Genomic DNA, 26,063 nt, shown 5'->3' with positions numbered 1-26,063 from the left:
GCCTCATGCGGCGATGCCGGCCATCATCAGGCCCAGCGTCTGTTCTTCGGCTTCCGCCGTTTTTTCTCCAACGACACGGCCCGCGAACATGACCATGATCCGATCCGAAAGAGAACGGATTTCATCGAGTTCGACAGAAACCAGCAAAATCGCCTTTCCGGCATCGCGCATTTCAATGATGCGGCGATGGATGAATTCGATGGCGCCGATATCCACGCCGCGTGTCGGCTGGCCGATGATCAGCATCTTGGGGTCGCGTTCAATTTCGCGGGCGACGACGATCTTCTGCTGATTGCCGCCGGAAAAATTGGCGGTCTTCAGCTGCGGGTTCGGCGGGCGGATATCGTATTTCTCTATCTTTTCGACCGCATCCCTGCGGATGGCCTCAGGGTTGAGGAAAGGTCCTTTGCCGTATCGCTCATCATGGTGATAACCGAGGATGGAGTTTTCATATTCCTCGAATTTCAGCACCAGCCCCATATGGTGGCGGTCTTCCGGGATATGCGCGAGGCCGAGCCTGCGCAGAATGGCCGGATCGGGGCGGTCCACCTTCTGGCCATCCACCCATATCTCGCCCGAATGGGGCTTGCGGATACCGGCGATGGCTTCGAGCAGCTCGGACTGGCCATTGCCTGCCACGCCGGCAATGCCGACGATTTCACCGGCGCGGACGTCGAGCGAGACATCATCCACCATGGTGACGCCGCGACTGTCCTTGACAGTGAGATTACGGATGGAGAGCAGAACATCGCCCGGTGTCGTCTCGCCCTTTTCCACCCTGAGCAGCACGCGGCGGCCAACCATCAGTTCGGCCAGTTCCTCGACGCTGGTTTCGGAGGTCTTGCGGGTCGCAACCATTTCACCGCGGCGCATGACGGAGACGGAATCCGTGATCGCCATGATCTCGCGCAGCTTGTGGGTGATGAGGATGACGGTCTTGCCCTGCTCGCGCAGGACGCCGAGAATCTTGAAAAGGTGATCGGCCTCGGCCGGTGTCAGAACGCCGGTCGGCTCATCCAGGATCAGGATTTCGGCGCCACGATACATGGCTTTGAGGATTTCGACGCGCTGCTGCAGACCGACCGGCAGTTCCTCGATAACCGCATCCGGATCGACTTCCAGACCGTAGTCGTCCTCGAGGCGTTTCAGTTCCTTACGTGCTCCAGCCCGGCCACTCGATAGCGTCGCGCCGCCTTCAGCACCAAGCATGACGTTTTCCAGCACTGTGAAATTTTCCACCAGCATAAAGTGTTGATGCACCATGCCTATACCGGCATTGATTGCTGCCTGGCTATCGCGGATCGAGACTGGAGTGCCATTCACCCGGATTTCACCGGCGTCCGCCTGGTAAAAGCCGTAGAGGATCGACATCAGGGTCGATTTCCCGGCACCGTTTTCCCCGATGATGCCGTGGATTGTGCCCTTGGCAATGGTCAGATTGATGTTCTTGTTGGCGTGAACGGCACCGAATTTCTTGTCGATGTCCACGAGTTCGATTGCAGGGTCCATACTCAAACCGAAACCTCTCCGAAGGCTGGATATGAAAAGGGCGCAAGATGAAAATCATCATGCGCCCCAAGCTTGTATCATATCATTTCGGGCAGGACTTGTCCGCCATATAGTCATGGACCTTGACGGCGCCAGAGATGATGTCGGCCTTCGCCTTGTCCACGGCAGCAGTCATTTCCGGTGTGATCAGAGCCTTGTTGTTGTCGTCAACCGCGTAAGCGACGCCGTCCTCCTTCACGCCGAGCGCCACGACGCCAGCTGTGAACTTGTCGTCTTTGGCATCCTTGAACGCGTTATAAACTGCGAGATCGACCCGCTTGACCATGGACGTCAGAACCGAGCCGGGATGCAGGTGGTTCTGGTTGGAATCGACGCCGATCGAAAGCTTCTTATTGTCTGCGGCTGTCTGCAGAACGCCGAGACCGGTCGCACCGGCTGCCGCGTAGATCACGTCGGCGCCTTGGTCGATCTGGTTCTTGGTGAGTTCACCGCCGCGGACGGGATCGTTCCAGGCTGCACCCGTCGTTCCCGTCATGTTTTGGAAGACTTCGATTTTATCGTTGGCGGCCTTGGCGCCCTGTGCATAACCACAGGCGAATTTACGGATCAAGGGAACATCCATTCCGCCGACGAAGCCGACCTTGCCGGTCTTGGAGGCCATGCCCGCCAAAAGACCTACAAGGTAAGAGCCCTCATGTTCCTTATAAACAACAGAACGCACGTTAGGCGCATCTACAACGGTATCAACGATCACGAACTTGGTATCGGGATATTCCGCCGCAACCTTGGCCATCGGCGCTTCCCAGATGAAGGAAATCGCAACGACAGGATTGAAGCCCTTGCTGGCGAAGTTGCGGATGGCCTGTTCGCCCTGCGTGTCGCTGGTCGGTTCGAAATCGCGGAACTCGATGCCCGTTTCTGCCTTGAACTTTTCAGCGCCGGCCGCAGCGGCTTCGTTGAACGATTTGTCGAACTTGCCGCCCGTGCCATAGACCAGCGCCGGCTTGATATCGGCGGCGAGCGCGGAAGCCGACATTGCGGCGAGCGCAAAAAGCGTCAGAAGGGATTTTTTCATTGTGCAGCCCTGTTGTTGCAATTGATATTTTAAGGGTCCTCCCGCAATCCCGTTGACCGGGAATGTCTGCGGAACCGCCAGCCGTTTTCCCGGCTGTGCTTGCCTCATATCCTTGCATGGCTCAATGAAAAATTCATCCGGTTTTTTTGACCCGGTGGAAAAACTTTATTCTGGCGCTTTTTTGGTCTTTCCACCGGGGCGACCTGCAAAAAATCTAGTCGATATTGCAGCTTACGCCGGTTCCCCTCAGGCCGCAGTAGCCGCCCGGGTTCTTGGCAAGATATTGCTGATGGTAGTCTTCAGCGTAATAAAACTTTTCAAGCGGCCCGATCTCGGTGGTGATGGCGCTGCCATGGCCGGCCTCATCCAAAGCCTGTTGAAAAGCATCGCTCGCCTTCTGCGCCTGCTGCAACTGCCCTTCCGTCGTCGCGTAAATGGCGGAACGGTAGGTCGTGCCGACATCGTTGCCCTGCCGCATCCCTTGCGTCGGATCATGCTCCTCGAAGAATATCTTCAGCAGACCCGAGAGCGAGATCACGGCCGGATCGTAGACAACCTTGACCACTTCGGCGTGGCCCGTCTGGCCCGTCGTCGTCTCCTGATAGGTGGGGTTGCGGGTGAAGCCGCCGGCATAACCCACCGCCGTCACCCACACGCCCGGCGTTTTCCAGAACAACCGTTCCGCGCCCCAGAAGCAGCCCATGCCGAGATAGATGGTTTCAAGTCCGTCAGGATAAGGCCCCTTCAAGGGCCGGCCATTGACGAAATGGGCTTCCGGCACCGCAAGCGCCTCTTCACGGCCGGGCAAGGCGGTTTCTTCGGTCGGCATCGTCGTTTTTTTTGAAAGCGTATCGAACAGGAACATTCGGTCCTCCATGCGGCCAGTTCCGCCGCTTCTCATGGTTCACGTCCGCGGGCGCCCAATTCGACAGATACAAGTCAGGCCGATAAACGCCTCATCGCCTTGTGTTTCCTGTAACCCGCCATCCAGCAGAGCAGGGAAAGCGCCAGGGAAACGGCAAATGCGGGCACCGCCGACAGGGCATTTTCAATGAAGCGCCACGCTTCAGGGTGAATATAGTGAGCCATGGCCGCTTCCACCATGGTACGGGAAGCAGGAAGAAGATAGTTCCAGACGGACAGGATGCCGGTGATGTTGACCGAGGATGTGGAAACCGAGCGGATCGAATCGAGCACGCCCAGAAAAACCGCCGCAACGAGGAAAAGAAAGCTCAAAAACCGCAAAAAAGCTTTCATCAGGGACACCTCGTTTACGATCTGCCGGTCAGACAGCCATATTTTGAAATCTATAATGCATCGATAAAGGCGGGAAAACCGGTTTGCAATCGCATCGGAACACAGGAAATTGCCGACATTTCAAAAAACTGTCAGATTCGTGTTGATCCCTGCGAATTCATCGGTATATATCGCGCCGTTCCAGTGATTTGCATTCTTCAAAACATGCAGATTTGAAAAAGGACAGGTGGCCGAGTGGTTTAAGGCGCACGCCTGGAACGCGTGTGTGCGTGAAAGCGTACCGTGGGTTCGAATCCCACCCTGTCCGCCATTTCACCCCACCCCGATGCCGTTAAAAGCAAACCTCACCGGTTCACCCGCCGCGATGCCGACCGACGGCGCCGTGTAACACACAAGTCGCGTTTTCCCGCTTCCGCAAGCCGTGATGGCTATGCTTCTGCACAGACAGGGGTTTCTTGCGCTTTTTTGCTGCGCTTCCCCCTCTCTTGCGCCTTGCAGCAGGAAAAATCGCTCCTTATATACGCCGCAGAACTGCAGCAAATACTGCAAATCCAAGTCAAGGAGCTGCCACAAGAATGCCTCACGGGGTTCCGACAGCTCGCTTCAAGGAGAGAAGAGCATGGCAAAAGTAATCGGTATCGACCTTGGCACGACCAATTCCTGCGTTGCAGTGATGGACGGCAAGGACACGAAAGTTATTGAAAACGCGGAAGGCGCGCGTACCACGCCGTCCATGGTGGCATTTTCCGACGATGGCGAGCGCCTTGTCGGCCAGCCGGCCAAGCGCCAGGCGGTCACCAACCCGACCAACACCCTGTTTGCGGTCAAGCGCCTGATCGGCCGCCGTTATGAAGACCCGACCGTCGAAAAGGACAAGGCCCTCGTTCCCTTTGAAATCGTCAAGGGTGACAATGGCGACGCATGGGTGAAGGCGCAGGACAAGCCCTATTCCCCTTCGCAAATTTCCGCGATGATCCTTCAGAAGATGAAGGAAACGGCTGAATCCTATCTCGGCGAAAAGGTCGAGAAGGCCGTCATCACGGTTCCTGCCTACTTCAACGACGCCCAGCGTCAGGCAACCAAGGATGCCGGCCGCATTGCCGGTCTGGACGTCCTGCGCATCATCAACGAGCCGACTGCGGCAGCGCTCGCTTATGGCCTCGACAAGAAGGACGGCAAGACCATCGCCGTTTACGACCTTGGCGGCGGTACCTTCGATATTTCCGTGCTGGAAATCGGCGACGGCGTCTTCGAAGTGAAGTCCACCAATGGCGATACCTTCCTTGGTGGTGAAGACTTCGACATGCGTCTGGTCGAGTATCTGGCCGGTGAGTTCAAGAAGGATCAGGGCATCGACCTGAAGAACGACAAGCTCGCCCTGCAGCGCCTCAAGGAAGCTGCCGAAAAGGCGAAGATCGAACTTTCGTCCTCGCAGCAGACCGAAATCAACCTGCCGTTCATCACGGCCGATGCTTCCGGTCCGAAGCACCTGACGCTGAAGCTGACCCGCGCCAAGTTTGAAAGCCTGGTCGACGACCTGGTGCAGCGCACCGTCGCACCGTGCAAGGCAGCGCTGAAGGATGCCGGCGTTTCCGCTTCCGAGATCGATGAAGTCGTTCTCGTTGGTGGCATGAGCCGCATGCCGAAGGTGCAGGAAGTCGTCAAGCAGCTGTTCGGCAAGGAGCCGCACAAGGGCGTGAACCCGGATGAAGTGGTCGCCATGGGCGCTGCCATCCAGGCCGGCGTTCTGCAGGGCGACGTCAAGGACGTTCTGCTGCTCGACGTGACCCCGCTGTCGCTCGGCATCGAAACGCTGGGTGGCGTCTTCACCCGTCTGATCGATCGCAACACGACGATCCCGACCAAGAAGAGCCAGACCTTCTCGACCGCCGAAGACAACCAGTCGGCCGTGACCATCCGCGTCTCGCAGGGTGAGCGCGAAATGGCGCAGGACAACAAGCTGCTCGGCCAGTTCGACCTCGTCGGCCTGCCGCCGGCACCGCGTGGCGTTCCGCAGATCGAAGTAACCTTCGATATCGACGCCAACGGCATCGTGCAGGTTTCGGCGAAAGACAAGGGCACCGGCAAGGAACAGCAGATCCGCATCCAGGCTTCCGGTGGTCTCTCCGACGCCGACATCGAGAAGATGGTGAAGGACGCCGAAGCCAATGCCGAAGCCGACAAGAAGCGCCGTGCGGGTGTAGAAGCCAAGAATCAGGCCGAAAGCCTCATCCACTCCACCGAGAAGTCGGTGAAGGAATATGGCGACAAGGTTTCCGAGACCGACCGCAAGGCTATCGAAGACGCCATTGCCAGCCTGAAGACCGCCGTCGAAGCCGCTGAGCCTGACGCAGACGACATTCAGGCGAAGACCCAGACCCTCATGGAAGTTTCCATGAAGCTCGGTCAGGCCATCTACGAAGCGCAGCAGGCCGAGGCCGGCGATGCTTCTGCAGAAGGCAAGGACGATGTCGTCGATGCCGACTATGAAGAAATCAAGGACGATAAGAAGTCCGCATAATAGCGCGACTTCCCGACTCCTCACACCATATGCAAGACATCCGGCTGCCGACGTGCAGCCGGAAATCCATTTGCGGGGCTTGTTATCTTAATGGCGAAAGCAGACTTTTACGAAACACTTGGCGTCAGCAAGACCGCGGACGAAAAAGAGCTGAAAAGCGCCTTCCGCAAACTCGCGATGAAGTACCATCCGGACAAGAACCCGGACGATGCCGATTCCGAACGGAAATTCAAAGAAATCAACGAAGCATACGAAACGCTGAAGGACCCGCAGAAGCGCGCGGCCTATGACCGTTTCGGCCACGCCGCATTTGAAAATGGCGGCATGGGCGGCGGTGGCGGCTTTGGCGGCGGCGGTTTCGCCAATGGCGGCTTCTCGGATATTTTCGAAGACATCTTCGGCGAGATGATGGGCGGCGGCCGTGCGCGCCGCTCTTCCGGCGGACGCGAGCGCGGCGCCGACCTTCGCTACAATATGGAAATCACGCTGGAAGAGGCCTTCACCGGCAAGACGGCGCAGATCAGGGTTCCGACCTCGATCACCTGCGATGTCTGTTCCGGCTCGGGTGCAAAGCCCGGCACGCAGCCGAAGACCTGCGCGACCTGTCAGGGTTCCGGCCGCGTGCGCGCGGCGCAGGGCTTCTTCTCGGTGGAACGCACCTGCCCCACCTGCCATGGTCGCGGGCAGACGATCTCCGATCCCTGCGGCAAGTGCCACGGTCAGGGCCGTGTAACCGAAGAGCGTTCGCTTTCCGTCAACATTCCCTCGGGCATCGAGGACGGTACCCGCATTCGCCTGCAGGGCGAAGGCGAGGCCGGCATGCGTGGCGGCCCGGCGGGCGATCTCTACATCTTCCTGTCCGTGCGTCCGCATGAATTCTTCCAGCGCGACGGCGCCGACCTTTATTGCACCGTACCGATTTCCATGACCACGGCGGCACTTGGCGGCACTTTCGATGTCACGACGCTCGATGGCACCAAGTCGCGCGTTACGGTTCCGGAAGGAACCCAGCCGGGCAAGCAGTTCCGTCTGAAGGGTAAGGGCATGCCGGTGCTGCGTTCGGCGCAGACGGGCGACCTCTATATCCAGATCCAGATCGAAACGCCGCAGAAACTCAGCAAGCGTCAGCGCGAGCTGTTGCAGGAGTTCGAGCAGCTCTCCTCCAAGGAGAACAATCCGGAATCAACGGGCTTCTTCGCCCGGATGAAGGAATTCTTCGACGGCTGATTGTCGCCGCTCCCATGCCTTTAGAACGCCGCCACTCTTCGGGACTGGCGGCGTTTTCGTTTCCGGCTCAGCCGGAAAAGCCGCCTTCATTCAAATATTTCCGTTCCGCCGGCGTCGTTTCCCGCAGCAATATGTGGTTGCGATGCGGAAAGCGGCCGAAACGCTCGATGATATCGCGATGTTCTTCGGCGTGGTGAAGATAGAGCCCGCCAAGCGGCTGGTTCAGGACGCAGGCACGCTGCTGGGCCTTGATATCCTCCGCATGGGAAAAGGGCAGATAGAAAAAAACACGCAAATCCTCGCCCATCGCCTGATCGTGGCCACGGCGGATGGCCTCATCGGCAAAGAGCCGCGCCAGCGGGTCGGTTGCATACATGTGAGCGGTGCCGCGAAAGCAGTTGCGCGGAAACTGATCCAGCAGAAGCATCAGCGCGAGGCTGCTTTCCGCACTCTCCAGCCAGTCGTCCAGCTCACGCCGTGCTGCTGCAAAATGGGCATCGCGGAAACGGTCGTGAAAGTGGTTGTCGAAGGCGGCGTCCTTGTCGAACCACTTGTCCGGTCCGGCCTTCTTCCAGAAATCGACGATATCGGCGGCCAGCGCGGCGGTGTCGTTTTTCATTGGCTCTTCCCTGTCAATAATGCGGCGGTCGAGTGATCGCGGGCGCGTCCAGCGATTGCTCCTCCAGGCTCAGGAACCTCTCCGTCAGGCGGTCGAGCTTGGCGCGGGCCTGCTCCACCACCTTCCATTGTTCCGCCAGCTGATCGGACAGCTCCTCTATCACCTTGGCCTGGTGCGCGGCCGTCTCCTCGAGCGCGATGATCCGTTTTTCGGTTTCCGACGTCATATCGACCTCTCTTTCCAGCCCTTCCTTGGGCCTAAAAGCTTCCGAGTCAACCATATGTCGCTTTGGTGAAGCGAATTTGTCGTAACGATCCAGAAACGGAAAAAGCCGGCGATGTTTCCATCACCGGCATCCGAGTCTTTGGCATTCCTCAGTCTTCTTCTACGAAAACCTCTTCGCGCTTCTTCTTCACGCTGGGCAGGAAGACAACGATCAGCACGGCCAGAGCAATGAAAAGCAGGGTGGCGCTGATCGGCCGGGTGACGAAGGTGGTCGGATCGCCGCGCGACAGGATCATGGCGCGGCGCAGGTTCTCCTCCAGCAGCGGCCCAAGCACGAAGCCCAGGAGCAGCGGCGCCGGCTCGCAGCGCAGTTTCACCAGCACGTAACCGATGAAACCGAAGAAGGCGACGGCATAGAGATCGAAGACGTTGGAATTGACACTGTAGACCCCGATAGCGCAGAAGGCCATGATGATGGGGAACAGCACATAATAGGGCACCGTCAGCAGCTTCACCCACAGCCCGATCAACGGCAGGTTCAGGATGACGAGCATCAGGTTGCCGATCCACATGGAGGCGATGATGCCCCAGAACAGCGCCGGCTGTTCGGTCGCAACGTTCGGACCAGGCACGATACCCTGAATGATCATCGCGCCGATCATCAGCGCCATCACCGGATTGGCGGGGATGCCGAGCGTGAGCAGCGGGATGAAGGACGTCTGCGCGCCGGCATTGTTGGCGGACTCCGGACCGGCCACGCCGGCAACCGCGCCGTGCCCGAATTCTTCCGGGTTCTTGGAGACGCGTTTTTCCACCGTGTAGGAAGCGAAGGCCGCGAGGATCGCGCCGCCGCCCGGAAGAATGCCGAGAGCGGAACCAATGACCGTGCCGCGCAGCACCGGCGCGATCATTTTCCTGAAATCCTCCCGTGTCGGCATCAGCCCGCTGACCTTGGCGATCAGCACCGAACGGGTGCGCTCATTTTCGAGATTGCGCAGGATTTCGGCGATACCGAAGACTCCGACGGCCACGGCCACGAAGTTCAGACCGTCGGCATATTCGCGGATGCCGAGGGTGAAACGCGGTGTACCGCTATAGATATCGGTGCCAACCAAACCCAGTAGCAGGCCCAGCACGACCATGGCCAGCGCCTTGACGATGGAGCCATGGGCAAGCGCAATGGATGAAACGAGGCCGACGACCATCAGCGAAAAATATTCCGCCGCACCGAATTCCAGCGCAATCGCCGTCAGAGGCGGAGCGAAGATCGCCACAAGGAAGGTGGAGACCGTGCCGGCAAAGAACGAGCCGATGGCGGCGATGGCGAGTGCGGCGCCCGCCTTGCCCTTGCGCGCCATCTGATACCCATCGATGGCGGTGACGGCAGAGGAGGATTCGCCGGGCATATTGATCAGGATGGCCGTGGTCGAGCCGCCATATTGCGCGCCGTAATAAATACCGGCGAGCATGATCAGCGACGAGACGGGCTCGAGCTGGAAGGTAATCGGCAGCAGCATGGCGATGGTCGCCGTCGCACCGATGCCGGGCAGCACACCGATCAGGGTGCCGAGCAGCACGCCGATCAGGCAGAAGAACAGGTTGGCCAGCGAAGATGCCGTGACGAAACCGAGAGCGAGATTATCGAGCAAATCCATCACGGCACCTCAAAATTTAAGCCAGGGGCCGAAGCGCTGGAACGGCAGGCCGAGACCGTAGTTGAAAACAGCGACGGAAAAGACCGTGATGGCAGCGGAAAGAATGACCGCCATGAGCGGGCTCATCTTGTGCGAGGCAAAGGCCGCGATAAGGGCGCTGAAAAAAAGCGCCGGCACGAAACCGAGACCCCGGACAGTAAAACCGAAGAAGATCGGTGCGGGCAGGATGAAGAATATGCCCCGCCAGGCGATTGCTCCGATACCTTCTCCGGCCGGGCGGGCTGAGCGCAGAAATATGACGCCACCGAGCAGGATCAGGATGATTGCCAACACGAGCGGGAAATAGCCCGGCCCCATGCGAAAGGCGGTTCCGATCTCCAGCCCATAAGACTGCAAGGCGAAAAAGACGCCAAGTCCCATGAAAATTGCCCCGCAGACTGCCTCGGCAGGGTCATTAAATAACGACTTCATGAAAGATGCCTCTCCACCGCGGCCGGCATCACACCGGTCCGTCTGTTAAAATGATCACGGTCGACCGGCGGCGAGACACCGCCGGTCATTCCGCGTTCATCAGTCGGCATATTGGCCGGCAGCTTCGATCACCGGCTTCCAGCGCGCGATTTCGCTTTCAAGCTTGGCCTTCAGCGCCGCAGGCGTCGCATCGCTTTCCGAGGAGGGCGTCGTGCCGAGTTCGGCAAAACGAGCCGCGACATTCTTGTCCTTCAGCGCGACCTGCAGCGACTTGGAGAGCTTTTCGTTGATTTCCGCAGGCGTGCCCTTCGGCGTATAGATGCCGTGCCAGATACCCACTTCAAGCTTCGGCAGGCCCGCTTCAACAACAGTCGGCACATCCGGCAGCACGTCCAGCCGCTTGGCCGTGGTCACGGCATAGGCTTTCACGGTTCCGCCCTGAATCTGCTTGGTGGTGTTGGTGGTCTGGTCGCACATGATGTCAACCTGGCCGCCGAGCAGATCGGTCATGGCCGGACCGGTACCCTTATAGGGAACGGTGACGAGCGGGGTTTCGATGGCGCTCATGAACAGCATGCCGCACAGATGCGAGGCAGCGCCGATGCCGGCATTGGCGACGGTGACCTTGTCCTTGTTCGCCTTGGCGTATTCGATCAGACCTTTCAGATCCGTCGTCTCGAGGTTCTTGCGCGACAGGATGGTCATCGGCACTTCGGTGACCAGGCCGACATATTCGAAGGCGTTCAGCGTGTCATAGGCAAGCTTGCGGTAGAGCGTGGCGCTTGTCGCCATGCCGATATGGTGGAGAAGAACGGTGTAACCGTCCGGATCGGACGATGCCACACGACCAGCACCCAGCGTACCGCCTGCGCCGCCGACATTTTCGACGATGATCTGCTGGCCAAGGTCCTTCGACATGGATTCAGCGACAAGGCGCGCAACCGTATCCGTCGGGCCGCCAGCGGCAAAGGGCACGACCATGGTGATGTTGCGCTCCGGATAGTTCTGAGCGGATGCGGACAGCGCAAAAAGGGAAACGGCAGCGGCGGCAGCAAGGCCGGTGACTGTCTTCAGTATTTTCATCGATTCCTCCCGGATGAAAATGTTTCGCCACTTCAGCCGCGCATGCTCCTCCATGGCGACCGGGGTGAGATATTTGCGATCCGGGATCACCGTTCAGCAATGGCGGTCTTGTCGTAAGGTGCGCTTTTATTGCTATCCCGGACGGCAATGGGTGGATTTCTACCCATAGGGGCTCATCCATGGGTGGAAATCCACCCATCAGACCTCGGTCATGTGCCGGTGCAGCCCGTATTTCTGCATTTTTTCGTAGAGCGTTTTGCGCGAAATGCCGAGATTTTCATAAACGGATTTCAGGTTTCCGCCGTGCGCGGCGATTGCATGTGCGATCAGGCTTTTTTCATAAGCCGCGACCCGCGCGGCAAGGGCCGCTTTTCCGTCATCCTGAAACGGCAGCGAGGCTTCGGAAACATCGCTTTCCAGACCGAGAACGAAGCGGTCTGCGGCGTTGCGCAATTCACGCACATTGCCCGGCCACTCACGCAGGGAGACGGCCGAAAGCAGACTTTGCGGCACCTCCATGTCTTCCCGCCCGTAACGGGCAGCGGCTTCCCGCACGAGGTGCAGGAAAAGCAAGGGTATGTCGGCGCTGCGTTGTGACAGGGAGGGGACAAGAAGCGTCGCCACGTTGAGCCGATAAAGAAGATCGGCACGGAACCGGCCAGCCGCGACTTCCTGTTCCAGATCTACCTTGCTGGTGGCGATGAAACGGACATCGAGTTCGACCGTTTCATTCGAGCCGAGACGGGTAATCACTCGTTCCTGCAAGACACGCAGGAAGCGGCCCTGCAATTCGAAAGGCATGGAGCCGATCTCATCCAGCAATATGGTGCCGCCGCGAGCATGTTCGAACTTGCCGTAGCGCGGGCGCAGCGCTCCGGGAAACGCACCGGCCTCATGGCCGAATAGTTCACTTTCAATCAGTGTCTGCGGAAGGGCGGCGCAATTGATCGCCACGAAGGGCCGGTTGGCTCTGGCGCTGATATCGTGAAGCGCCCGTGCCACAACCTCCTTGCCCGCGCCCGTGTCACCGACGATCAGCGTATCGGCGTCCGTCGCGCCGATGGCGCGGATACGATACCGCAGATCGACCATGATCTGGGTTCTGCCGGGCAGACGCGTTTCGAGATCGTCATGCTTGCCCGCTACCGCCTTGAGGCGGCGGTTTTCCAGTACCAGCGCCCGCCGATCGTTCGCCCTTTTGATGATGCCGGCGAGATATTGCGGCGTGAACGGCTTTTCGATGAAATCATACGCGCCGTTGCGCATGGCGTTGACCGCGAGCTGCACATCGCCGTGGCCCGTCATCAGGATGACAGGTATTTCAGGATCGAGCTCCCGCACCTTCTGCAGCAGCGTCATGCCATCCATGCCGGGCATCCTGATATCGCTGACCACGACGCCGTCGAAGCTGTAGCCGATGAGTTCGAGCGCATGTTCTGCGCTTGCCAGCATGGTGACGGCAAAGCCGGAAAGCTCCAGCGCCTGCGCGGTGGAAAAGCGCAGTTCTTCCTCATCATCGATCAACAGAACCCGCGACATGGTCATTCCGCAGCCGCCTCCACGCGCCAGGCGGCGGCTGGCAATTCGATCTCGAACTCCGCCCCGCCATCTTCATGGTTTCTGACGCGGAGCTGGCCGCCAAAATCCTTGATGATGTTATAGGAGATGGACAGGCCAAGACCGAGGCCGCGCCCCACACCCTTGGTGGTGAAGAAGGGATCGAAAATGCGTTCTGAAATCGCCGCCGGCACGCCCGGACCGCGATCACGAATGAAAATCGACACCGACTGGCCATGCTGCACGGCCCGCAGCGCAATGCGGCGATCCTCGCGCCCCTCCACCGCATCGGCAGCATTGGAGATGATGTTGACGAGCACCTGCTGCAGCCGCACCGGGCCGGCCTTCACGGCAAGCGGCACCCGGCCGAGATCCACATCCAGCACCGCATCGGCGGCCTTCAGGCGCGCACCGACGATTTCGAGCGTATCGCGAAGGACGGCTTCCAGACTTACCGCGGCCATTTTTTCATTGGGCTTGCGGGCGAAATTCCTGAGATGCTTGCTGATGGAGGCCATGCGATCGATAAGGCCCGAAATGCGCCTGAGGTTTTCCGTCACCTCCTCCAGCCGTCCCCTCTCCACGAGAAGCGAGGCGTTTTCGGCATAGTTCTTGGCGGCTGCGAGCGGCTGGTTGAACTCATGCGACAACGCCGCCGACATCTGCCCGAGCGCTGCGAGCTTGCCCGCCTGCACCAGATCGTTCTGCATCTTGCGCAATTGTTTTTCCGTCTGGCGGCGTTCGGCGATTTCGTGCTCGATCTCCTGATTGACCCGCGCCAGATCGGCCGTACGCTCCTCCACCCGGCGTTCCAGTTCCGCCTGCGCCTCCGCCTGATGGGTCAGACGCTCCCGCAGACGACGACGCCTTTGCAGCATGGCGGCGATGAGGGCGGCCGCCAGGCAGAGGCAGAGGATGATGGCTATCATCGCCGTCTTCACCTGCGTTCGGAGCGAGCCCGTGTCCATCAGCACGCTGACTGTCCAGCCCGCGTCCGGCATCGGCTGCGACAGAACCATGTATTCCCTTTCACCGTCATCCTGGCTGATCGTCATCAGCTGATGCGAACCGAAATTGCCGTTTTTCAGGGGCAATTCCTTAAGGGTGGCATTGGCGTAACGGCGGGAAGTCTCCGTTCGCGCCAGCCTTTCGGGCGTCAGCGGCATCAGGCCGGAATAAAGCCATTGCGGCGTTCCGGTCATGAAGATGATGCCTTCCGGGTCCGATACCAGAATTCGGTTCTCGCCATCGCCGAATGACGCTTCTATGCCTTCAATATCGACCTTGAAGACGATGACGCCCTTGATCTCCTCGTTGAAGAGAATGGGCGCTGAAAAATAATAGCCACGCTTGTGGGACGTGGTGCCAAGCGCGAAGAAGCGTGACTGGAAGCCTTTGGCGGCATCCTGAAAATAGGGACGGTAGCTGAAATTCTCACCGACGAAACTCGTTGGACCATCATAGTTGCTGGCGGCGATGGTCTCCCCATCCAGCGTGATGATGTAGATATCGGAGGATTCCAGCAGGGTGTTGATGGATTTGAGGTAGATATTGGCGCGCTGGCGCAGTTCGGCATCCTTGGGATGTGCGACCAGCTCCTCAATGTCGTCGTGATCGGCAATCAGGGCCGGCAGCGGCTCGTAACGGTTCAAAAGCCCACCGAGCGCGGAAACGGCCAGCCGCAGCGTCGTGCGGCCCTGCTCGGACATTTCGCCGAAATAGCTTTCCGCTATGATGCCGCCACCTCTCGTCACGGCGCCATAACCGAGACCAAGGCTGAGAAGCATCAATAAAATCCAGCGATATTTCACCGAAGCTCCCCTCCTGTTGCAGGCGTCAAAACCTGCTCTCCCTGAAAGAGTGTAGGAGGAGTGGCCGAATTTTCCAAGTGAGCGGAAAAGGCAGGTGGACGGTCCTGAAAACAAAAAACCGGCCACAAGGACCGGTTTTTGCAAAGATGATTTCAGAAAAGCTTATGCGCTTTCCTTCGGCGTCAGAACCTGACGGCCGCGATACATACCGGTCTTCAGATCGATATGGTGCGGACGGCGCAGTTCGCCGGAGTTCTTGTCTTCAACATAGGTCGCAGACTTGAGACCGTCAGCCGAGCGGCGCATACCGCGCTTGGACGGGCTTGTTTTTCTTTTTGGTACAGCCATTTTTGTTACTCCACTTAAGCGGCGAAACAACGGAACCGGCCAGAACCAAAGGCCGAATGTCGGATGTCTCGATATCGGAAATTTGGCGCGCTTATACATGCCCAAACGGGCTTTGACCAGCCCTGACGCACATTTTTTCCGATTCAACGGAATCAGCGTGGCGAGCTGCCCTCATGCATCACAAATCACGGCTCACATCTTATCGAAAACGACATGCCCCTTGAAGTGGTTCATGTCCCGGAATCCACAGAAAGCCGGTTCGCCAGTTAGTGCGCTTCATCCCAATTGTCAGCCGCACGTGCATCCACTTTCAGCGGAACCTTCATTGAAATCGCCGGCATGGCCGCGTTTTCCATCACCGAGACGACGACCGGTAGGGTCTTTTCGATTTCCGCTTCCTCGACTTCGAAGATAAGTTCGTCGTGCACCTGCAAAAGCATGCGGGCGGAAAGCTTTTCCGCCTCCAGCGCAGGCTCGATACGAACCATCGCCCGGCGGATGATATCGGCAGCCGAGCCCTGGATCGGCGCGTTGATGGCCGCGCGTTCGTTGAAGGCTTTTACCGAAGGGTTGGAAGAGCGGATTTCCGGATAATGGGCGCGGCGGCCGAAAATCGTTTCGACATAACCGTTTTCGCGGGCGAAGGCTTTGGTTGCCTCCATGTAGTCGCGAATGCCGGGAAAGCGCTCGAAATATTTCTTGATGTAGTCGCCGGCTTCGGAGCGGGCGATGCTGAGCTGGTTGGCGAGACCGAAGGCGGAAATGCCGTAGATGATACCGAAGTTGATGGCCTTGGCGCGGCGGCGCACTTCCGACGGCATGCCTTCCACCGGCACGCCGAACATTTCCGATGCCGTCATGGCATGAATGTCGATGCCGTTTTCAAAGGCGTTGCGGAGCTGCGGAATATCGGCGACATGGGCCAGCACGCGCAGCTCGATCTGGCTGTAATCGGCCGACAGAAGCTTGTGACCGGGCGTGGAGATGAAAGCCGTGCGGATCTTGCGGCCTTCGGCGGTGCGGACCGGGATGTTCTGAAGGTTCGGCTCCGAGGAGGACAGACGCCCCGTTGTGGTGGAGGCGAGCGCATAGGACGTATGCACCCGTTTCGTCTCGGGATGGATATATCCGGGCAGCGCATCCGTATAGGTCGATTTCAGCTTCGTCAGCTGCCGCCAGTCGACGATCTTGCGCGGCAGTTCGGCGCCTTCCGCCGCGAGATCTTCGAGAACCTGCGCCGATGTCGACCATTGCCCGGTCTTGGTTTTGGAGCCGCCCGGCAGGCCCATCTTGCCAAACAGGATATCGCCGAGCTGCTTTGGCGAGCCTATGTTGAAACGCTCGCCCGCCAGCTCGTAGATTTCCTCTTCGAAGGATGCGGCCTTCTGGGCGAGTTCGCCGGAAAGACGCGAGAGAATCTGCCGGTCGACGGTGATGCCGCGCTCTTCCATATGCGCCAGAACCGGCACAAGGGGGCGCTCCAGCCGCTCGTAAACCTTGGTCAGCCGTTCCGAGACAAGCCTCGGCTTCAGCGCCATCCAGAGCCGCAGGGTCACATCGGCATCTTCCGCAGCATAAGCGGTCGCCTTGTCGATATCGACAAAATCGAAGGTGACGCTCGACTTGCCCGATCCCGCCACGTCCTTATAGGCGATCGGCGTGTGGCCGAGCCAGCGTTCGGAAAGCGAATCCATGCCATGCGTGGCCTTGCCGGCCTCAAGGACATAAGAAATCAGCATCGTGTCGTCGAAGCTCTGCATGACGACGCCGTGGCGCTTCATCAGCAGATAGTCATATTTCAGGTTCTGCGCGACCTTCAGAACGGCCTCATCCTCGAGCAGGTCCTTCAGACGCTCCAGTGCCTCGGCAAATGGCACCTGCCCTTCGGCCAGTTTGATGCCATCGCTGAAGAGATCGCCGCCGGAACCGGTCTTGTGCGTCAAAGGGACATAGGCGGCCCGGATATCGGTGCCCGTAGCATCCTTGCCATTATCGGCAATGGCCAGAGAAAAACCGACAAGTTCCGCCTGCATCGGGTCGAGCGAGGTCGTTTCCGTATCGAAGGCGACGACGCCTGTCTCCCGGGCCGCCGCGATCCAGCGGTCGAGCGTCGCAAGGTCCCTGATCGTCAGATAGGCGGTCGTATCGATCTTGGCGGCGGAAAAAAGCGCCTGTCGCGCTGTCGCGAGATCAGCGGGCGCGCTGCCCTCCCCCGTTACTTTCCTTGCCGGAGCGGCAGGCGAAGCCGAAGCGCCGGCGGCGTTAGTGGCCACTTCGCCAGCGTTCACGGCAGCGGCCGGCGCATCGAGATCGGGACCATGGGCATCGGCACCCCATTGTACCGGCACATTGGCGGGGTCGATGGCGGAAGCGTCGGTTTCGGTCGCCTCGGCCACCCGGCGTGTCAGCGTCGTGAACTCCATCGCCTTCAGGAAGGCGATCAGTTTCGGCCCATTCTGCGGTTCGAGCACCAGCGCTTCGAGAGACTGATCCAGCGGTACATCGGTTCTGAGCGCCACGAGCTGTCTGGAAAGACGGGCAAGCTCCGCATTGGCGATGATATTTTCCCGACGCTTCTGCTGCTTGATTTCGCCTGCCCGCGCCAGCAGCGTATCGAGATCGCCGTATTCCTCCAGCAATTGCGCCGCTGTCTTGGGCCCGATACCCGGAATGCCCGGAACATTATCGGTAGAATCGCCGGTCATCGCCTGCAGGTCGATCATCTTTTCGGGGCCTACGCCCCACTTCTCGACAACGTCCGGAATGCCGATCTGCTTGTCCTTCATGGCGTCGTACATGTGTACATTGGCCGTGACGAGCTGCATCAGATCCTTGTCGGAGGAGATGATCGTGACATCGGCGCCGATCGCCTCGGCCTGCCGGGCATAGGTGGCGATGATATCGTCCGCCTCGAAGCCTTCTGTCTCGATGCAGGGAAGGTTGAAGGCGCGCGTCGCCTCACGGATCAGGCCGAATTGCGGCACCAGATCTTCCGGCGGCGCGGTGCGGTTGGCCTTGTAGAGATCATAAAGTTCGTTGCGGAAGGTCTTCGATGAATAGTCGAAAATCACCGCAAAATGGGTCGGCGTCACGCCGACATCGGTATTGCGCGCATCCTTGAGCAGCTTCCACAACATGTTGCAGAAGCCAGAGACGGCGTTGACCGGCAGCCCGTCCGACTTGCGGTTCAGCGGCGGGATTGCATGGAAGGCCCGGAAAATGAAACCGGAACCGTCAACGAGGAAGAGATGATCGCCTTTTTTCATGGGTAGCATGGATAGCGCGGGGCCGTTTTGACGTCTACCGAAACTTCGCACAACGCACCGCAAAGAGCGGGGAATGAGGCGGTAGCACAGGCCTGCAAAATTCACCTGAACGTTACCGATTTGTAATCCGCCCTTCCCTTGAAAAGCCGCATTTGCAGACACATTTCATAAGGGACGGCGCCTGATCACGCCGTAGTCTGATAGCTGGCTCGTCCCCCGCCGCGTCAGACCGGACAAAGGCCTTTCCCCCTCTCCGGGCCTTTGTCCTCCAATATGACCGCCATGGCCGACCCCTCCCGGCCATGGCGGTTTTATTTTATGCGCCGTTTCGGGCTGGCTTAAACATGTCATGCGATATATATCGCGCTATCGAATTGCCGGGCTAAGCCGGCCGTGATGCTTTATGGGCGGAAAAATGGGTTTTTCCCGGGACGAATCGGCAATCTATCTCGCTTCGAAAATGGCGCGAGAATTCACCATGACGCTGCAGAAAAGAGCCGCCGCCCTGGGTTTCTCGCCCGGACAATTCCCCATCCTCATCGAACTCTGGCATGAGGACGGCCTGACCCAGAGACAATTGCTCGATAGAATCGATGTCGAACAGGCGACGCTCGCCAATACGCTCTCGCGCATGGAACGCGACGGGCTGATCGTCCGCAAATCCCATCCAAGCGACCGCCGCGCCCAGATCATCGAACTGACCCAGCGCGGCAGGGATTTGGAAGCCAACGCCATTGCCGCCTCCGAAGCCACCGAAGACGCGCTGCTCAAGGATTTCCGGCGTTTCGAGAGACAGCTTTTGCTGGAATATATGCGCCGGGCGATCGAAAGCGCCAAAAAAGCGAAATAGCATTTACAGCCCGAAACCGCTTCGCACTTTCCCTGAACTGCTCTATCGTTCCGGCGGCCGCACGTTTGCCGATTCACGACGCGCCGGCCCCCTTGTTTCCCGCGATGCGCGATGCCCGGACGTTTTGTCTTATCGCCGGGTCACGACAGACATGACAGGATCAGCGATGACAGACGTTTCCCCCATTCTTTCCACCGCCGACAACAATCTCACCTCCAGCCTTGAGCGACTGTTCGAGCTCGTACGCATTCCGTCGATTTCGACGGACCCCGCTTACAAGGCGGAATGCCGCAAGGCGGCGGAATGGCTGGTCAGAACGCTTTCAGCGCTCGGCTTTACGGCCTCCGTGCGCGATACGGCCGGCCACCCCATGGTCGTGGCGCATCACGATGCGGCCACCAAGGACGCGCCGCATGTGCTTTTCTACGGCCATTATGACGTACAGCCGGTCGATCCGCTCGAGCTGTGGGAAAACGATCCGTTCGAACCCGCCGTCAAGGATATCGGCGCCGGTCGACAGGTGATCACCGGACGCGGGACGGCGGACGACAAGGGCCAGCTGATGACCTTCGTGGAGGCCTGCCGGGCGTACAAGGCTGTCAATGGCGGCCTGCCGGTGCGCGTCACCATTCTTTTTGAGGGCGAAGAAGAATCCGGCTCGCCGTCGCTGAAGCCTTTCCTCGAAGCCAATGCGGAAGAACTGAAAGCCGATTATGCGCTGGTCTGCGATACCGGCATGTGGGACAGGGATACACCCGCCATTGCCGCAGCCCTTCGCGGCCTGGTCGGCGAAGAAGTCGTCATCACCGCAGCCGACCGCGATCTGCATTCCGGTCTGTTCGGCGGGGCGGCGGCAAACCCCATCCACATCCTCACCGACATTCTCGCCGGCCTGCATGACGAGACCGGCCGGGTGACGCTTTCCGGCTTTTATGACGGCGTGGAAGAAACCCCCGCCAACATCAAGGCCTCCTGGGAAACGCTGGGCCGCACGGCCGAAGCCTTCCTCGGCGAAGTCGGCCTTTCGGTTCCCTCGGGTGAAAAGGGTCGCTCCGTGCTGGAGCAGACCTGGGCGCGGCCGACGGCGGAAGTCAACGGCATTATCGGCGGCTATACCGGCGATGGTTTCAAGACCGTGATCGCCGCCAAGGCCTCCGCCAAGGTGTCTTTCCGCCTCGTCGGCGAGCAGGACCCTGCGGCCATTCGTGAAAGCTTCCGGGCCTATGTGCGCTCGAAGGTTCCCGCCGATTGCTCCGTGGAGTTCCACGAACATGGCGGCTCACCCGCCATCCAGCTGTCTTACGACTCGCCCGTGCTGACCAAAGCCAAAAACGCGCTTTCGGAAGAGTGGCCGAAACCAGCCGTCGTCATCGGCATGGGTGGCTCGATCCCTATCGTCGGCGATTTCCAGAAGATGCTGGGAATGGATTCGCTGCTTGTCGGCTTCGGACTTACCGATGACCGTATTCATTCGCCGAATGAAAAATACGACCTGCAGTCCTTCCACAAGGGCATTCGCTCCTGGGTCCGCATTCTCGACGCGCTCGCGACGAAATAATCCAGAAAAAAGAGGAGGTGCCGAATATTCGGCACCTCCTCGGCACATAAAACAAAAAGGCCGGGCAAGCCCGACCTTTCCATCCGTTTTCCGTCAATGCCAGTACATCCGTGGTCAAAGCGTTCAAACGGCCTGATGCTCCAGAGCGCGTCAAAGATATCGACGCTGCTTTCCGGCTCAGGATCGGCTGCTTTGGTTAATCTTTGGTTAACACAACAGCAGCGGCACTTTTAGAAGCGCCATTCCCGGCAGTTCCGGTCCGGAGCACTGTTGAACCCTATATTGGTATGTGACCCGGCTTTTTCAAGGGCAACCGGTCCAGCCCCTTCCTGCAAAAGAAAAAGGCCGGAAAAATCCGGCCTTTCCATTCATGCGAATGACCCTTTCGGGCCAAAGCGCTTATCAGGCAGCAACGAGGTTGCCTGCGGACATCTTGCCCGAGCGACGATCCTGCATCAGCTCGTAGGAGAGCTTCTGGCCGTCGTTGAGGGCGGTCAGACCAGCGCGCTCAACAGCGGAGATGTGAACGAATACGTCCTGCGAACCGTCGTCAGGCTGAATGAAGCCGTAGCCCTTGGTTGCGTTGAACCACTTTACTGTACCAGTCGCCATAACGATTTCCTTCCGTTGGCAATTGTATTTGCACTGCGAGCAGTGCGGACTTGGGTCGAATTTGAAGGAAAAGATCGTCGTGAGCGCCTAAAAAGACGCCGAAGCTCTGGTCGTCAAACAAATATCGATGGCGAAGTACCTAGGTTGGAAGGGGCTGAAAGTCAAGTTTCTTTGAACATGACCATCTGGTCAGGGTTCAGCGGGGAGCCAGACAACAGGAACGCCAAAAAGCAAAAACCCGGCGCGGGAGGAGGTGCGCCGGGTTCTTGAAACTGACTGACAATTGGGAGGAGGAGTATTGTCAGTCCAATCGGGCGACGCTGGGAGGAGGAGTGCGTCGCTTCGATGATTTGAAGATACAGGATCGCCGCTTAAAAAACAGACGTTTCATCGCAGCGCAGCATTGCGCATAATGCATAGCTGTTTCGAGGTGACTTGAAGCTTCTCCGCGTAACGCCTAATAAATACGCATGTCTATCGAATCCGTCAGAGCCTTTTTCACCGAAAAGTCGCCCGAGGTTGCCGTGATCGAAACGGAAACAAGTTCGGCGACGGTTGCGTTGGCCGCTGAAGCGCATGGCGTCGACCCCGACCAGATTGCGAAAACCATTTGCCTGAAGGCGGGTGAAACCATTCTTCTTGTCGTCGCCGCCGGCACGAAGCGGCTCGACAACCGCAAATTCCGCGATCATTTCGGCGCAAAGCCGCGCATGCTCGGACCGGAGGAGGTGGTTGCGGTGACCAGCCATCCCATAGGCGGCGTGTGCCCTTTCGGCCTACCCTCCCCGCTTCCGGTGTTTTGCGACGTCTCGCTGAAAAACTATCATGAGGTGGTTCCCGCGGCCGGCGCCACCAATGCGGCGGTGAGAATTTCGCCGGAGGTGATGGCCGAGCTGACGGATGCGGAATGGGTCGACGTCTGCCAATGACGCCGATTTGATCCGGCCAGGACTTAACCCCGCCTTAAATTGCCGCATTTAAACTCTTCATCCTGGATTAAGGATCGCGCAGGCATAGAAGCCTGAAAACCCGAACGGGATGCGCGCGGTTTCGCGAATAGGAGCGACTTCGGCTGGATGGCAGGCAAGGGTAAATCACGCGAACGGGTAGAACCCTCCTTCGGGGATTTCCACGAATCCGGCGATGACCTGCGCCTCGACGCCAGCGAGCGCATCAGCGGAACCACAAAGCAGCAAGCCAGAAAACCGAAGCCGACATCCGGCCGCACCAAATCCAGGAAAAAAGGAAAGCGCACCCGCAGCTCCGGCCGCGGCGCGACGGGCTTCATTCGCTCCCTCGTCTATTGGTGCATCGTACTCGGCATCTGGGGCGGCATCGGTATTGCAGGTCTCGTTCTCTATTACGGCGCGCGCATGCCGAGCGCCAGCAGCTGGTCCATTCCCGAACGCCCGCCGAATGTGAAGATCGTTTCGGTGAATGGCAGCGTGCTGGCCAATCGCGGCACCACCGGCGGCGAGGCGCTCGCGCTGGAAGATATGTCGCCCTATATTCCGCAGGCCGTCATGGCGATCGAGGACCGGCGGTTTTATTCGCATTTCGGGGTCGATCCGCTCGGCCTCGGACGCGCCATCGTCACGAATGTGCTGACGGGACGAACCGTGCAGGGCGGCTCGACGCTGACGCAGCAGCTCGCGAAAAACCTGTTCCTCTCGCCGGATCGCACGCTGGAACGCAAGGTTCAGGAAGTGCTGTTGTCCTTCTGGCTGGAGCATGAGTTCACCAAGGACCAGATTCTCGCGATGTATCTCAATCGCGTCTATTTCGGCTCCAATGCCTATGGTGTCGAGGCGGCCTCGCGGCGCTACTTCAACAAATCCGCGCGCGACGTCAATCTGGGCGAGGCGGCGATGCTGGCCGGACTTCTTAAAGCGCCCTCGCGCCTCTCGCCGGCGCGCGATCCGCAGGCGGCGGAAGAACGGGCGCAGGTCGTGCTGCAATCCATGCGCGATGTCGGCTTCATCACCGACGATGAAATCAAGACGGCCATGTCGCAGCCGCCGACCAAGGCGAAACGTTTCTGGTCTGGCGCCGAACATTACGCCGCCGATATGGTGCTGGAGGAAGTGCGCAACCTCGTCGGCGAGGTCAAGCAGGACATCGTCGTCGATACGACCATCGACCCCAATCTCGAGCGCGACGCCGAAAAGGCGCTGACCCACGTACTGCAGGGCGATGGCAAGAAGCAGGGCGCTTCGCAGGCGGCGCTGGTTTCCATCGATGGCACGGGCGCGATCCGGGCCGTGGTGGGCGGGGCGGATTATGCGGACAGCCAGTTCAACCGCGCCGCCAAGGCAAAACGGCAACCCGGCTCCGCATTCAAGCCCTTCGTTTACGTCGCCGCACTCGAATCCGGGCTCACTCCCTATACCGTTCGTAACGACGCGCCTGTTCGTATCGGCAACTGGACCCCGGAAAATTACGAGAAGAAATATCGAGGCGAAGTGACGCTCGCCACCGCGCTCGCCAATTCGCTGAATACCATTGCCGCGCAGCTGGTGATGGAAGTGGGTCCCGATCGTGTGACCCAGGTGGCGCATCGCATGGGCATCGAATCCGAACTGCAGAACAATGCCTCCATCGCGCTCGGCACCTCGGAAGTGTCGCTGATGGAGCTGACGGCCTCCTACGCCCCCTTCATGAATGGCGGCTACAAGGCGACGCCGCATATCGTCAAACGCATCACCGATGCGGATGGCAAAGTGCTTTACGAAAACAAATACGACAACCCGCCGCGCGTCCTGAGCGAAGAGATCGCCGCGACCATGAACAGCATGCTGTCGCGCGTCATCACCGAAGGCACCGGCAAGGCGGCACGGCTGCAGGGCTGGCAGGCGGCAGGAAAATCCGGCACGACGCAATCCTTCCGCGACGCCCTTTTTGTCGGCTACACAAGCAACCTGACCACCGGCGTCTGGTTCGGCAATGACGACGGCACGTCGATGAAGAAGGTCACCGGCGGCGGGCTTCCCGCAAAGGCCTGGAAAGATTTCATGACCGCCGCCCATTCGGGGCTTTCGCCCTCACCGCTCTTCGGGCTTGGCGCAGGCGGCGTGCCGCCGCTTGGGGAAATGCAGCAGCCGGCGCCGGAAAGCGCGCCCTCCTCCATCGGCGATATCATTTCCAATGCGCTCGGCGGCGGAACGGTGGATACGCGCGCCTATCCCGAAGCCCCGGTTGCGCCGAATCCGAATCAGCCCGGCGCACCGATGCCGCCGGCAAATATCCCTTCCCGCGATATCGAACCCGGCTATTCAGCCGGCAACGGGCCTGTACCACCCGCCGATATCGGCGGTCAGGCGCCATCCGGACCGAAGCAGACGACCCTGCTCGATATTCTGATGGGAAACTAGCGGCTTAGAGCGAGCGGCAGGTGCTGGTCTCAAGACCGATGGAGTTTCGCCAGTGCTGCATGAAAACTCCCGATTTTGCAGGTTTTGGTTCCATGGGACAGGCCGTCTCCGCAGCCACGAGCGGAGAGGATGCCGACCCTGCAACATCCGCGTGCAGTCACATTAACCGTAGATTGCCATTTGCGCCGGCGCGGTTACATTTCGGATGACTTTTTACGGTAAATGAATTATTAATCGTTCATATAAATTAATTTTCTTCTATCAAAATAACTTTTCAGGGCTTTATATTATGCTGGGTACTAAAGGCTCATCGCATGCCGTTTTTTACGGTGCCTCCTATTCCGCAGCCACCACTTTCGAATCGCCGGAAACGCAACCTTCCTCTTCGGAAAAAACCGTCTCCGCATTCCTGCGCGGCCAGTTCGCGCTCAAAAGAACGATTGACATCGCAGGGGCGTCCATCGCCCTTGTCGCACTCGCGCCGGTGCTGCTCACCGTGGCAGTGATGGTCAAACTCGACAGCAAGGGACCGGTCCTGTTTTCGCAGGTCCGCTGGGGCATGAACGGGCGGAAAATCCGTGTCTATAAATTCCGCTCCATGAGGACCGATCTTTGCGACGCCACCGGCGTGGCGCAGACGGTGAAGAACGACCCCAGAATAACCCGGATCGGCGCGGTTCTTCGCCGCACCAATATCGATGAACTGCCGCAGCTTCTGAATGTGCTGAAAGGCGATATGTCGCTGGTCGGGCCCCGCTGCCATGCCATCGGCATGCTGGCGGCCGGCCGTCTTTATGAGGAGCTGGTACCGCACTACCATATGCGGCACCGGGTGCGGCCGGGCATTACCGGCCTTGCCCAGATGCGGGGGTTGCGCGGCCCAACGGATCGCAGCGACAAGGCGCGCGCCCGAATCGTCTCCGATCTTTATTACGTCGACAATTTTTCGCTCTGGCTGGATATCAAGATCATGGTCGGAACGGTGATTTCCGAATTGCGCGGCGGCAAGGGGTTCTGATTTTTCAGGCGCCATTGCCGCAGCCGCAAT

The 26,063-nt window shown here is 59.1% G+C and carries 21 protein-coding genes and 1 tRNA gene; 8 read left to right on the top strand and 14 right to left on the bottom strand.

The genetic code is table 11. The features are described from left to right. Positions 1–3 precede the first annotated feature (3 nt). From FGF54_RS14020 to FGF54_RS14005, 4 genes are all read right to left on the bottom strand, one after another. Positions 4–1,509 carry an ABC transporter ATP-binding protein gene (locus tag FGF54_RS14020; RefSeq protein WP_142780252.1) on the bottom strand — a complete coding sequence of 502 codons (1,506 nt, stop codon included), beginning with the start codon at positions 1,507–1,509 and terminating at the stop codon, positions 4–6. An 82-nt stretch (positions 1,510–1,591) separates the two neighbouring features. Beyond that, the gene (locus FGF54_RS14015; RefSeq protein ID WP_065654768.1) at positions 1,592–2,584 is read right to left on the bottom strand and encodes a BMP family protein; all 993 of its coding nucleotides are present in this window, start codon (positions 2,582–2,584) and stop codon (positions 1,592–1,594) included. A gap of 214 nt (positions 2,585–2,798) precedes the next feature. Further along, positions 2,799–3,449 (bottom strand): peptide-methionine (S)-S-oxide reductase MsrA, encoded by a 651-nt coding sequence (msrA, locus tag FGF54_RS14010; RefSeq protein WP_020812546.1) that lies wholly within the window; start codon positions 3,447–3,449, stop codon positions 2,799–2,801. A gap of 74 nt (positions 3,450–3,523) precedes the next feature. Next, on the bottom strand, positions 3,524–3,841 hold the full coding sequence (locus tag FGF54_RS14005) for a hypothetical protein (RefSeq protein ID WP_059758969.1): 318 nt from the start codon (positions 3,839–3,841) through the stop codon (positions 3,524–3,526). A gap of 220 nt (positions 3,842–4,061) precedes the next feature. Between FGF54_RS14005 and FGF54_RS14000 the strand changes: the two genes are divergently transcribed. From FGF54_RS14000 to dnaJ, 3 genes are all read left to right on the top strand, one after another. Further along, a tRNA-Ser gene (locus FGF54_RS14000) sits at positions 4,062–4,151 on the top strand. Between the two features lie 309 nt (positions 4,152–4,460). Continuing rightward, entirely contained in the window at positions 4,461–6,362 is a 1,902-nt protein-coding gene (dnaK, locus tag FGF54_RS13995; RefSeq protein ID WP_003524342.1) for a molecular chaperone DnaK, read from the top strand. 90 nt (positions 6,363–6,452) lie between these two features. Further along, entirely contained in the window at positions 6,453–7,589 is a 1,137-nt protein-coding gene (dnaJ, locus tag FGF54_RS13990; RefSeq protein WP_004439156.1) for a molecular chaperone DnaJ, read from the top strand. A 67-nt stretch (positions 7,590–7,656) separates the two neighbouring features. On the opposite strand, the gene FGF54_RS13985 is transcribed toward dnaJ, so the two are convergent. The 9 genes from FGF54_RS13985 to polA form a co-directional block, all read right to left on the bottom strand. Continuing rightward, the gene (locus FGF54_RS13985; protein WP_142779980.1) at positions 7,657–8,208 is read right to left on the bottom strand and encodes a DUF924 family protein; all 552 of its coding nucleotides are present in this window, start codon (positions 8,206–8,208) and stop codon (positions 7,657–7,659) included. Positions 8,209–8,221: 13 nt separating this feature from the next. Then, positions 8,222–8,434 (bottom strand): SlyX family protein, encoded by a 213-nt coding sequence (locus tag FGF54_RS13980; RefSeq protein ID WP_142779979.1) that lies wholly within the window; start codon positions 8,432–8,434, stop codon positions 8,222–8,224. Between the two features lie 148 nt (positions 8,435–8,582). Continuing rightward, positions 8,583–10,088: a tripartite tricarboxylate transporter permease gene (locus FGF54_RS13975; protein ID WP_059758961.1), complete on the bottom strand. Its 1,506-nt coding sequence runs from the start codon at positions 10,086–10,088 to the stop codon at positions 8,583–8,585. Between the two features lie 9 nt (positions 10,089–10,097). Then, on the bottom strand, positions 10,098–10,559 hold the full coding sequence (locus FGF54_RS13970; protein WP_035240376.1) for a tripartite tricarboxylate transporter TctB family protein: 462 nt from the start codon (positions 10,557–10,559) through the stop codon (positions 10,098–10,100). A gap of 99 nt (positions 10,560–10,658) precedes the next feature. Further along, entirely contained in the window at positions 10,659–11,642 is a 984-nt protein-coding gene (locus tag FGF54_RS13965; protein ID WP_003524332.1) for a tripartite tricarboxylate transporter substrate-binding protein, read from the bottom strand. Positions 11,643–11,840: 198 nt separating this feature from the next. Next, positions 11,841–13,187, bottom strand: coding sequence for a sigma-54 dependent transcriptional regulator (locus tag FGF54_RS13955; protein WP_142779978.1), 1,347 nt, complete (start codon positions 13,185–13,187; stop codon positions 11,841–11,843). After that, positions 13,184–14,986 (bottom strand): sensor histidine kinase, encoded by a 1,803-nt coding sequence (locus FGF54_RS13950; protein ID WP_161987735.1) that lies wholly within the window; start codon positions 14,984–14,986, stop codon positions 13,184–13,186. The genes FGF54_RS13955 and FGF54_RS13950 overlap by 4 nt, the downstream gene beginning before the upstream one ends. Before the next feature lie 186 nt (positions 14,987–15,172). Continuing rightward, entirely contained in the window at positions 15,173–15,358 is a 186-nt protein-coding gene (gene rpmF, locus FGF54_RS13945) for a 50S ribosomal protein L32 (protein ID WP_003507205.1), read from the bottom strand. A gap of 266 nt (positions 15,359–15,624) precedes the next feature. Further along, positions 15,625–18,624 carry a DNA polymerase I gene (gene polA / locus FGF54_RS13940; RefSeq protein ID WP_142779976.1) on the bottom strand — a complete coding sequence of 1,000 codons (3,000 nt, stop codon included), beginning with the start codon at positions 18,622–18,624 and terminating at the stop codon, positions 15,625–15,627. Between the two features lie 415 nt (positions 18,625–19,039). Between polA and FGF54_RS13935 the strand changes: the two genes are divergently transcribed. Further along, a complete protein-coding gene (locus FGF54_RS13935; protein ID WP_168208101.1) occupies positions 19,040–19,474 on the top strand; it encodes a MarR family winged helix-turn-helix transcriptional regulator in 435 nt (144 codons plus the stop codon). Positions 19,475–19,640: 166 nt separating this feature from the next. Further along, positions 19,641–21,032 (top strand): dipeptidase, encoded by a 1,392-nt coding sequence (locus FGF54_RS13930; RefSeq protein WP_142779974.1) that lies wholly within the window; start codon positions 19,641–19,643, stop codon positions 21,030–21,032. Positions 21,033–21,434: 402 nt separating this feature from the next. On the opposite strand, the gene FGF54_RS13925 is transcribed toward FGF54_RS13930, so the two are convergent. Beyond that, positions 21,435–21,644, bottom strand: coding sequence for a cold-shock protein (locus FGF54_RS13925; RefSeq protein WP_003492998.1), 210 nt, complete (start codon positions 21,642–21,644; stop codon positions 21,435–21,437). 470 nt (positions 21,645–22,114) lie between these two features. On the opposite strand from FGF54_RS13925, the gene FGF54_RS13915 reads away from it, so the two are divergent. From FGF54_RS13915 to FGF54_RS13905, 3 genes are all read left to right on the top strand, one after another. Continuing rightward, complete coding sequence (locus FGF54_RS13915; protein WP_142779973.1) at positions 22,115–22,573, top strand: YbaK/EbsC family protein; 459 nt, start codon at positions 22,115–22,117, stop codon at positions 22,571–22,573. A 147-nt stretch (positions 22,574–22,720) separates the two neighbouring features. Next, a complete protein-coding gene (locus FGF54_RS13910; protein ID WP_142779972.1) occupies positions 22,721–25,015 on the top strand; it encodes a transglycosylase domain-containing protein in 2,295 nt (764 codons plus the stop codon). A gap of 289 nt (positions 25,016–25,304) precedes the next feature. Then, the gene (locus FGF54_RS13905) at positions 25,305–26,033 is read left to right on the top strand and encodes a sugar transferase (protein ID WP_003524319.1); all 729 of its coding nucleotides are present in this window, start codon (positions 25,305–25,307) and stop codon (positions 26,031–26,033) included. Positions 26,034–26,063: the final 30 nt, after the last annotated feature.

The sequence above is a fragment of the Agrobacterium sp. T29 genome, assembly GCF_006970545.1.
In the GTDB taxonomy this organism is placed as follows: Bacteria; Pseudomonadota; Alphaproteobacteria; order Rhizobiales; family Rhizobiaceae; genus Agrobacterium; species Agrobacterium leguminum.
This window is presented reverse-complemented; position numbering and strand designations above follow the sequence as displayed.

Bases quoted from the DNA above. Each gene is read 5' to 3' on its own strand.
- FGF54_RS14020 (WP_142780252.1), bottom strand. From the start codon at position 1,509: ATGGACCCTGCAATCGAACTCGTGGACATCGACAAGAAATTCGGTGCC.
- FGF54_RS14015 (WP_065654768.1), bottom strand. From the start codon at position 2,584: ATGAAAAAATCCCTTCTGACGCTTTTTGCGCTCGCCGCAATGTCGGCT.
- msrA (WP_020812546.1), bottom strand. From the start codon at position 3,449: ATGTTCCTGTTCGATACGCTTTCAAAAAAAACGACGATGCCGACCGAA.
- FGF54_RS14005 (WP_059758969.1), bottom strand. From the start codon at position 3,841: ATGAAAGCTTTTTTGCGGTTTTTGAGCTTTCTTTTCCTCGTTGCGGCG.
- dnaK (WP_003524342.1), top strand. From the start codon at position 4,461: ATGGCAAAAGTAATCGGTATCGACCTTGGCACGACCAATTCCTGCGTT.
- dnaJ (WP_004439156.1), top strand. From the start codon at position 6,453: ATGGCGAAAGCAGACTTTTACGAAACACTTGGCGTCAGCAAGACCGCG.
- FGF54_RS13985 (WP_142779980.1), bottom strand. From the start codon at position 8,208: ATGAAAAACGACACCGCCGCGCTGGCCGCCGATATCGTCGATTTCTGG.
- FGF54_RS13980 (WP_142779979.1), bottom strand. From the start codon at position 8,434: ATGACGTCGGAAACCGAAAAACGGATCATCGCGCTCGAGGAGACGGCC.
- FGF54_RS13975 (WP_059758961.1), bottom strand. From the start codon at position 10,088: ATGGATTTGCTCGATAATCTCGCTCTCGGTTTCGTCACGGCATCTTCG.
- FGF54_RS13970 (WP_035240376.1), bottom strand. From the start codon at position 10,559: ATGAAGTCGTTATTTAATGACCCTGCCGAGGCAGTCTGCGGGGCAATT.
- FGF54_RS13965 (WP_003524332.1), bottom strand. From the start codon at position 11,642: ATGAAAATACTGAAGACAGTCACCGGCCTTGCTGCCGCCGCTGCCGTT.
- FGF54_RS13955 (WP_142779978.1), bottom strand. From the start codon at position 13,187: ATGACCATGTCGCGGGTTCTGTTGATCGATGATGAGGAAGAACTGCGC.
- FGF54_RS13950 (WP_161987735.1), bottom strand. From the start codon at position 14,986: ATGCTTCTCAGCCTTGGTCTCGGTTATGGCGCCGTGACGAGAGGTGGC.
- rpmF (WP_003507205.1), bottom strand. From the start codon at position 15,358: ATGGCTGTACCAAAAAGAAAAACAAGCCCGTCCAAGCGCGGTATGCGC.
- polA (WP_142779976.1), bottom strand. From the start codon at position 18,624: ATGAAAAAAGGCGATCATCTCTTCCTCGTTGACGGTTCCGGTTTCATT.
- FGF54_RS13935 (WP_168208101.1), top strand. From the start codon at position 19,040: ATGGGTTTTTCCCGGGACGAATCGGCAATCTATCTCGCTTCGAAAATG.
- FGF54_RS13930 (WP_142779974.1), top strand. From the start codon at position 19,641: ATGACAGACGTTTCCCCCATTCTTTCCACCGCCGACAACAATCTCACC.
- FGF54_RS13925 (WP_003492998.1), bottom strand. From the start codon at position 21,644: ATGGCGACTGGTACAGTAAAGTGGTTCAACGCAACCAAGGGCTACGGC.
- FGF54_RS13915 (WP_142779973.1), top strand. From the start codon at position 22,115: ATGTCTATCGAATCCGTCAGAGCCTTTTTCACCGAAAAGTCGCCCGAG.
- FGF54_RS13910 (WP_142779972.1), top strand. From the start codon at position 22,721: ATGGCAGGCAAGGGTAAATCACGCGAACGGGTAGAACCCTCCTTCGGG.
- FGF54_RS13905 (WP_003524319.1), top strand. From the start codon at position 25,305: ATGCTGGGTACTAAAGGCTCATCGCATGCCGTTTTTTACGGTGCCTCC.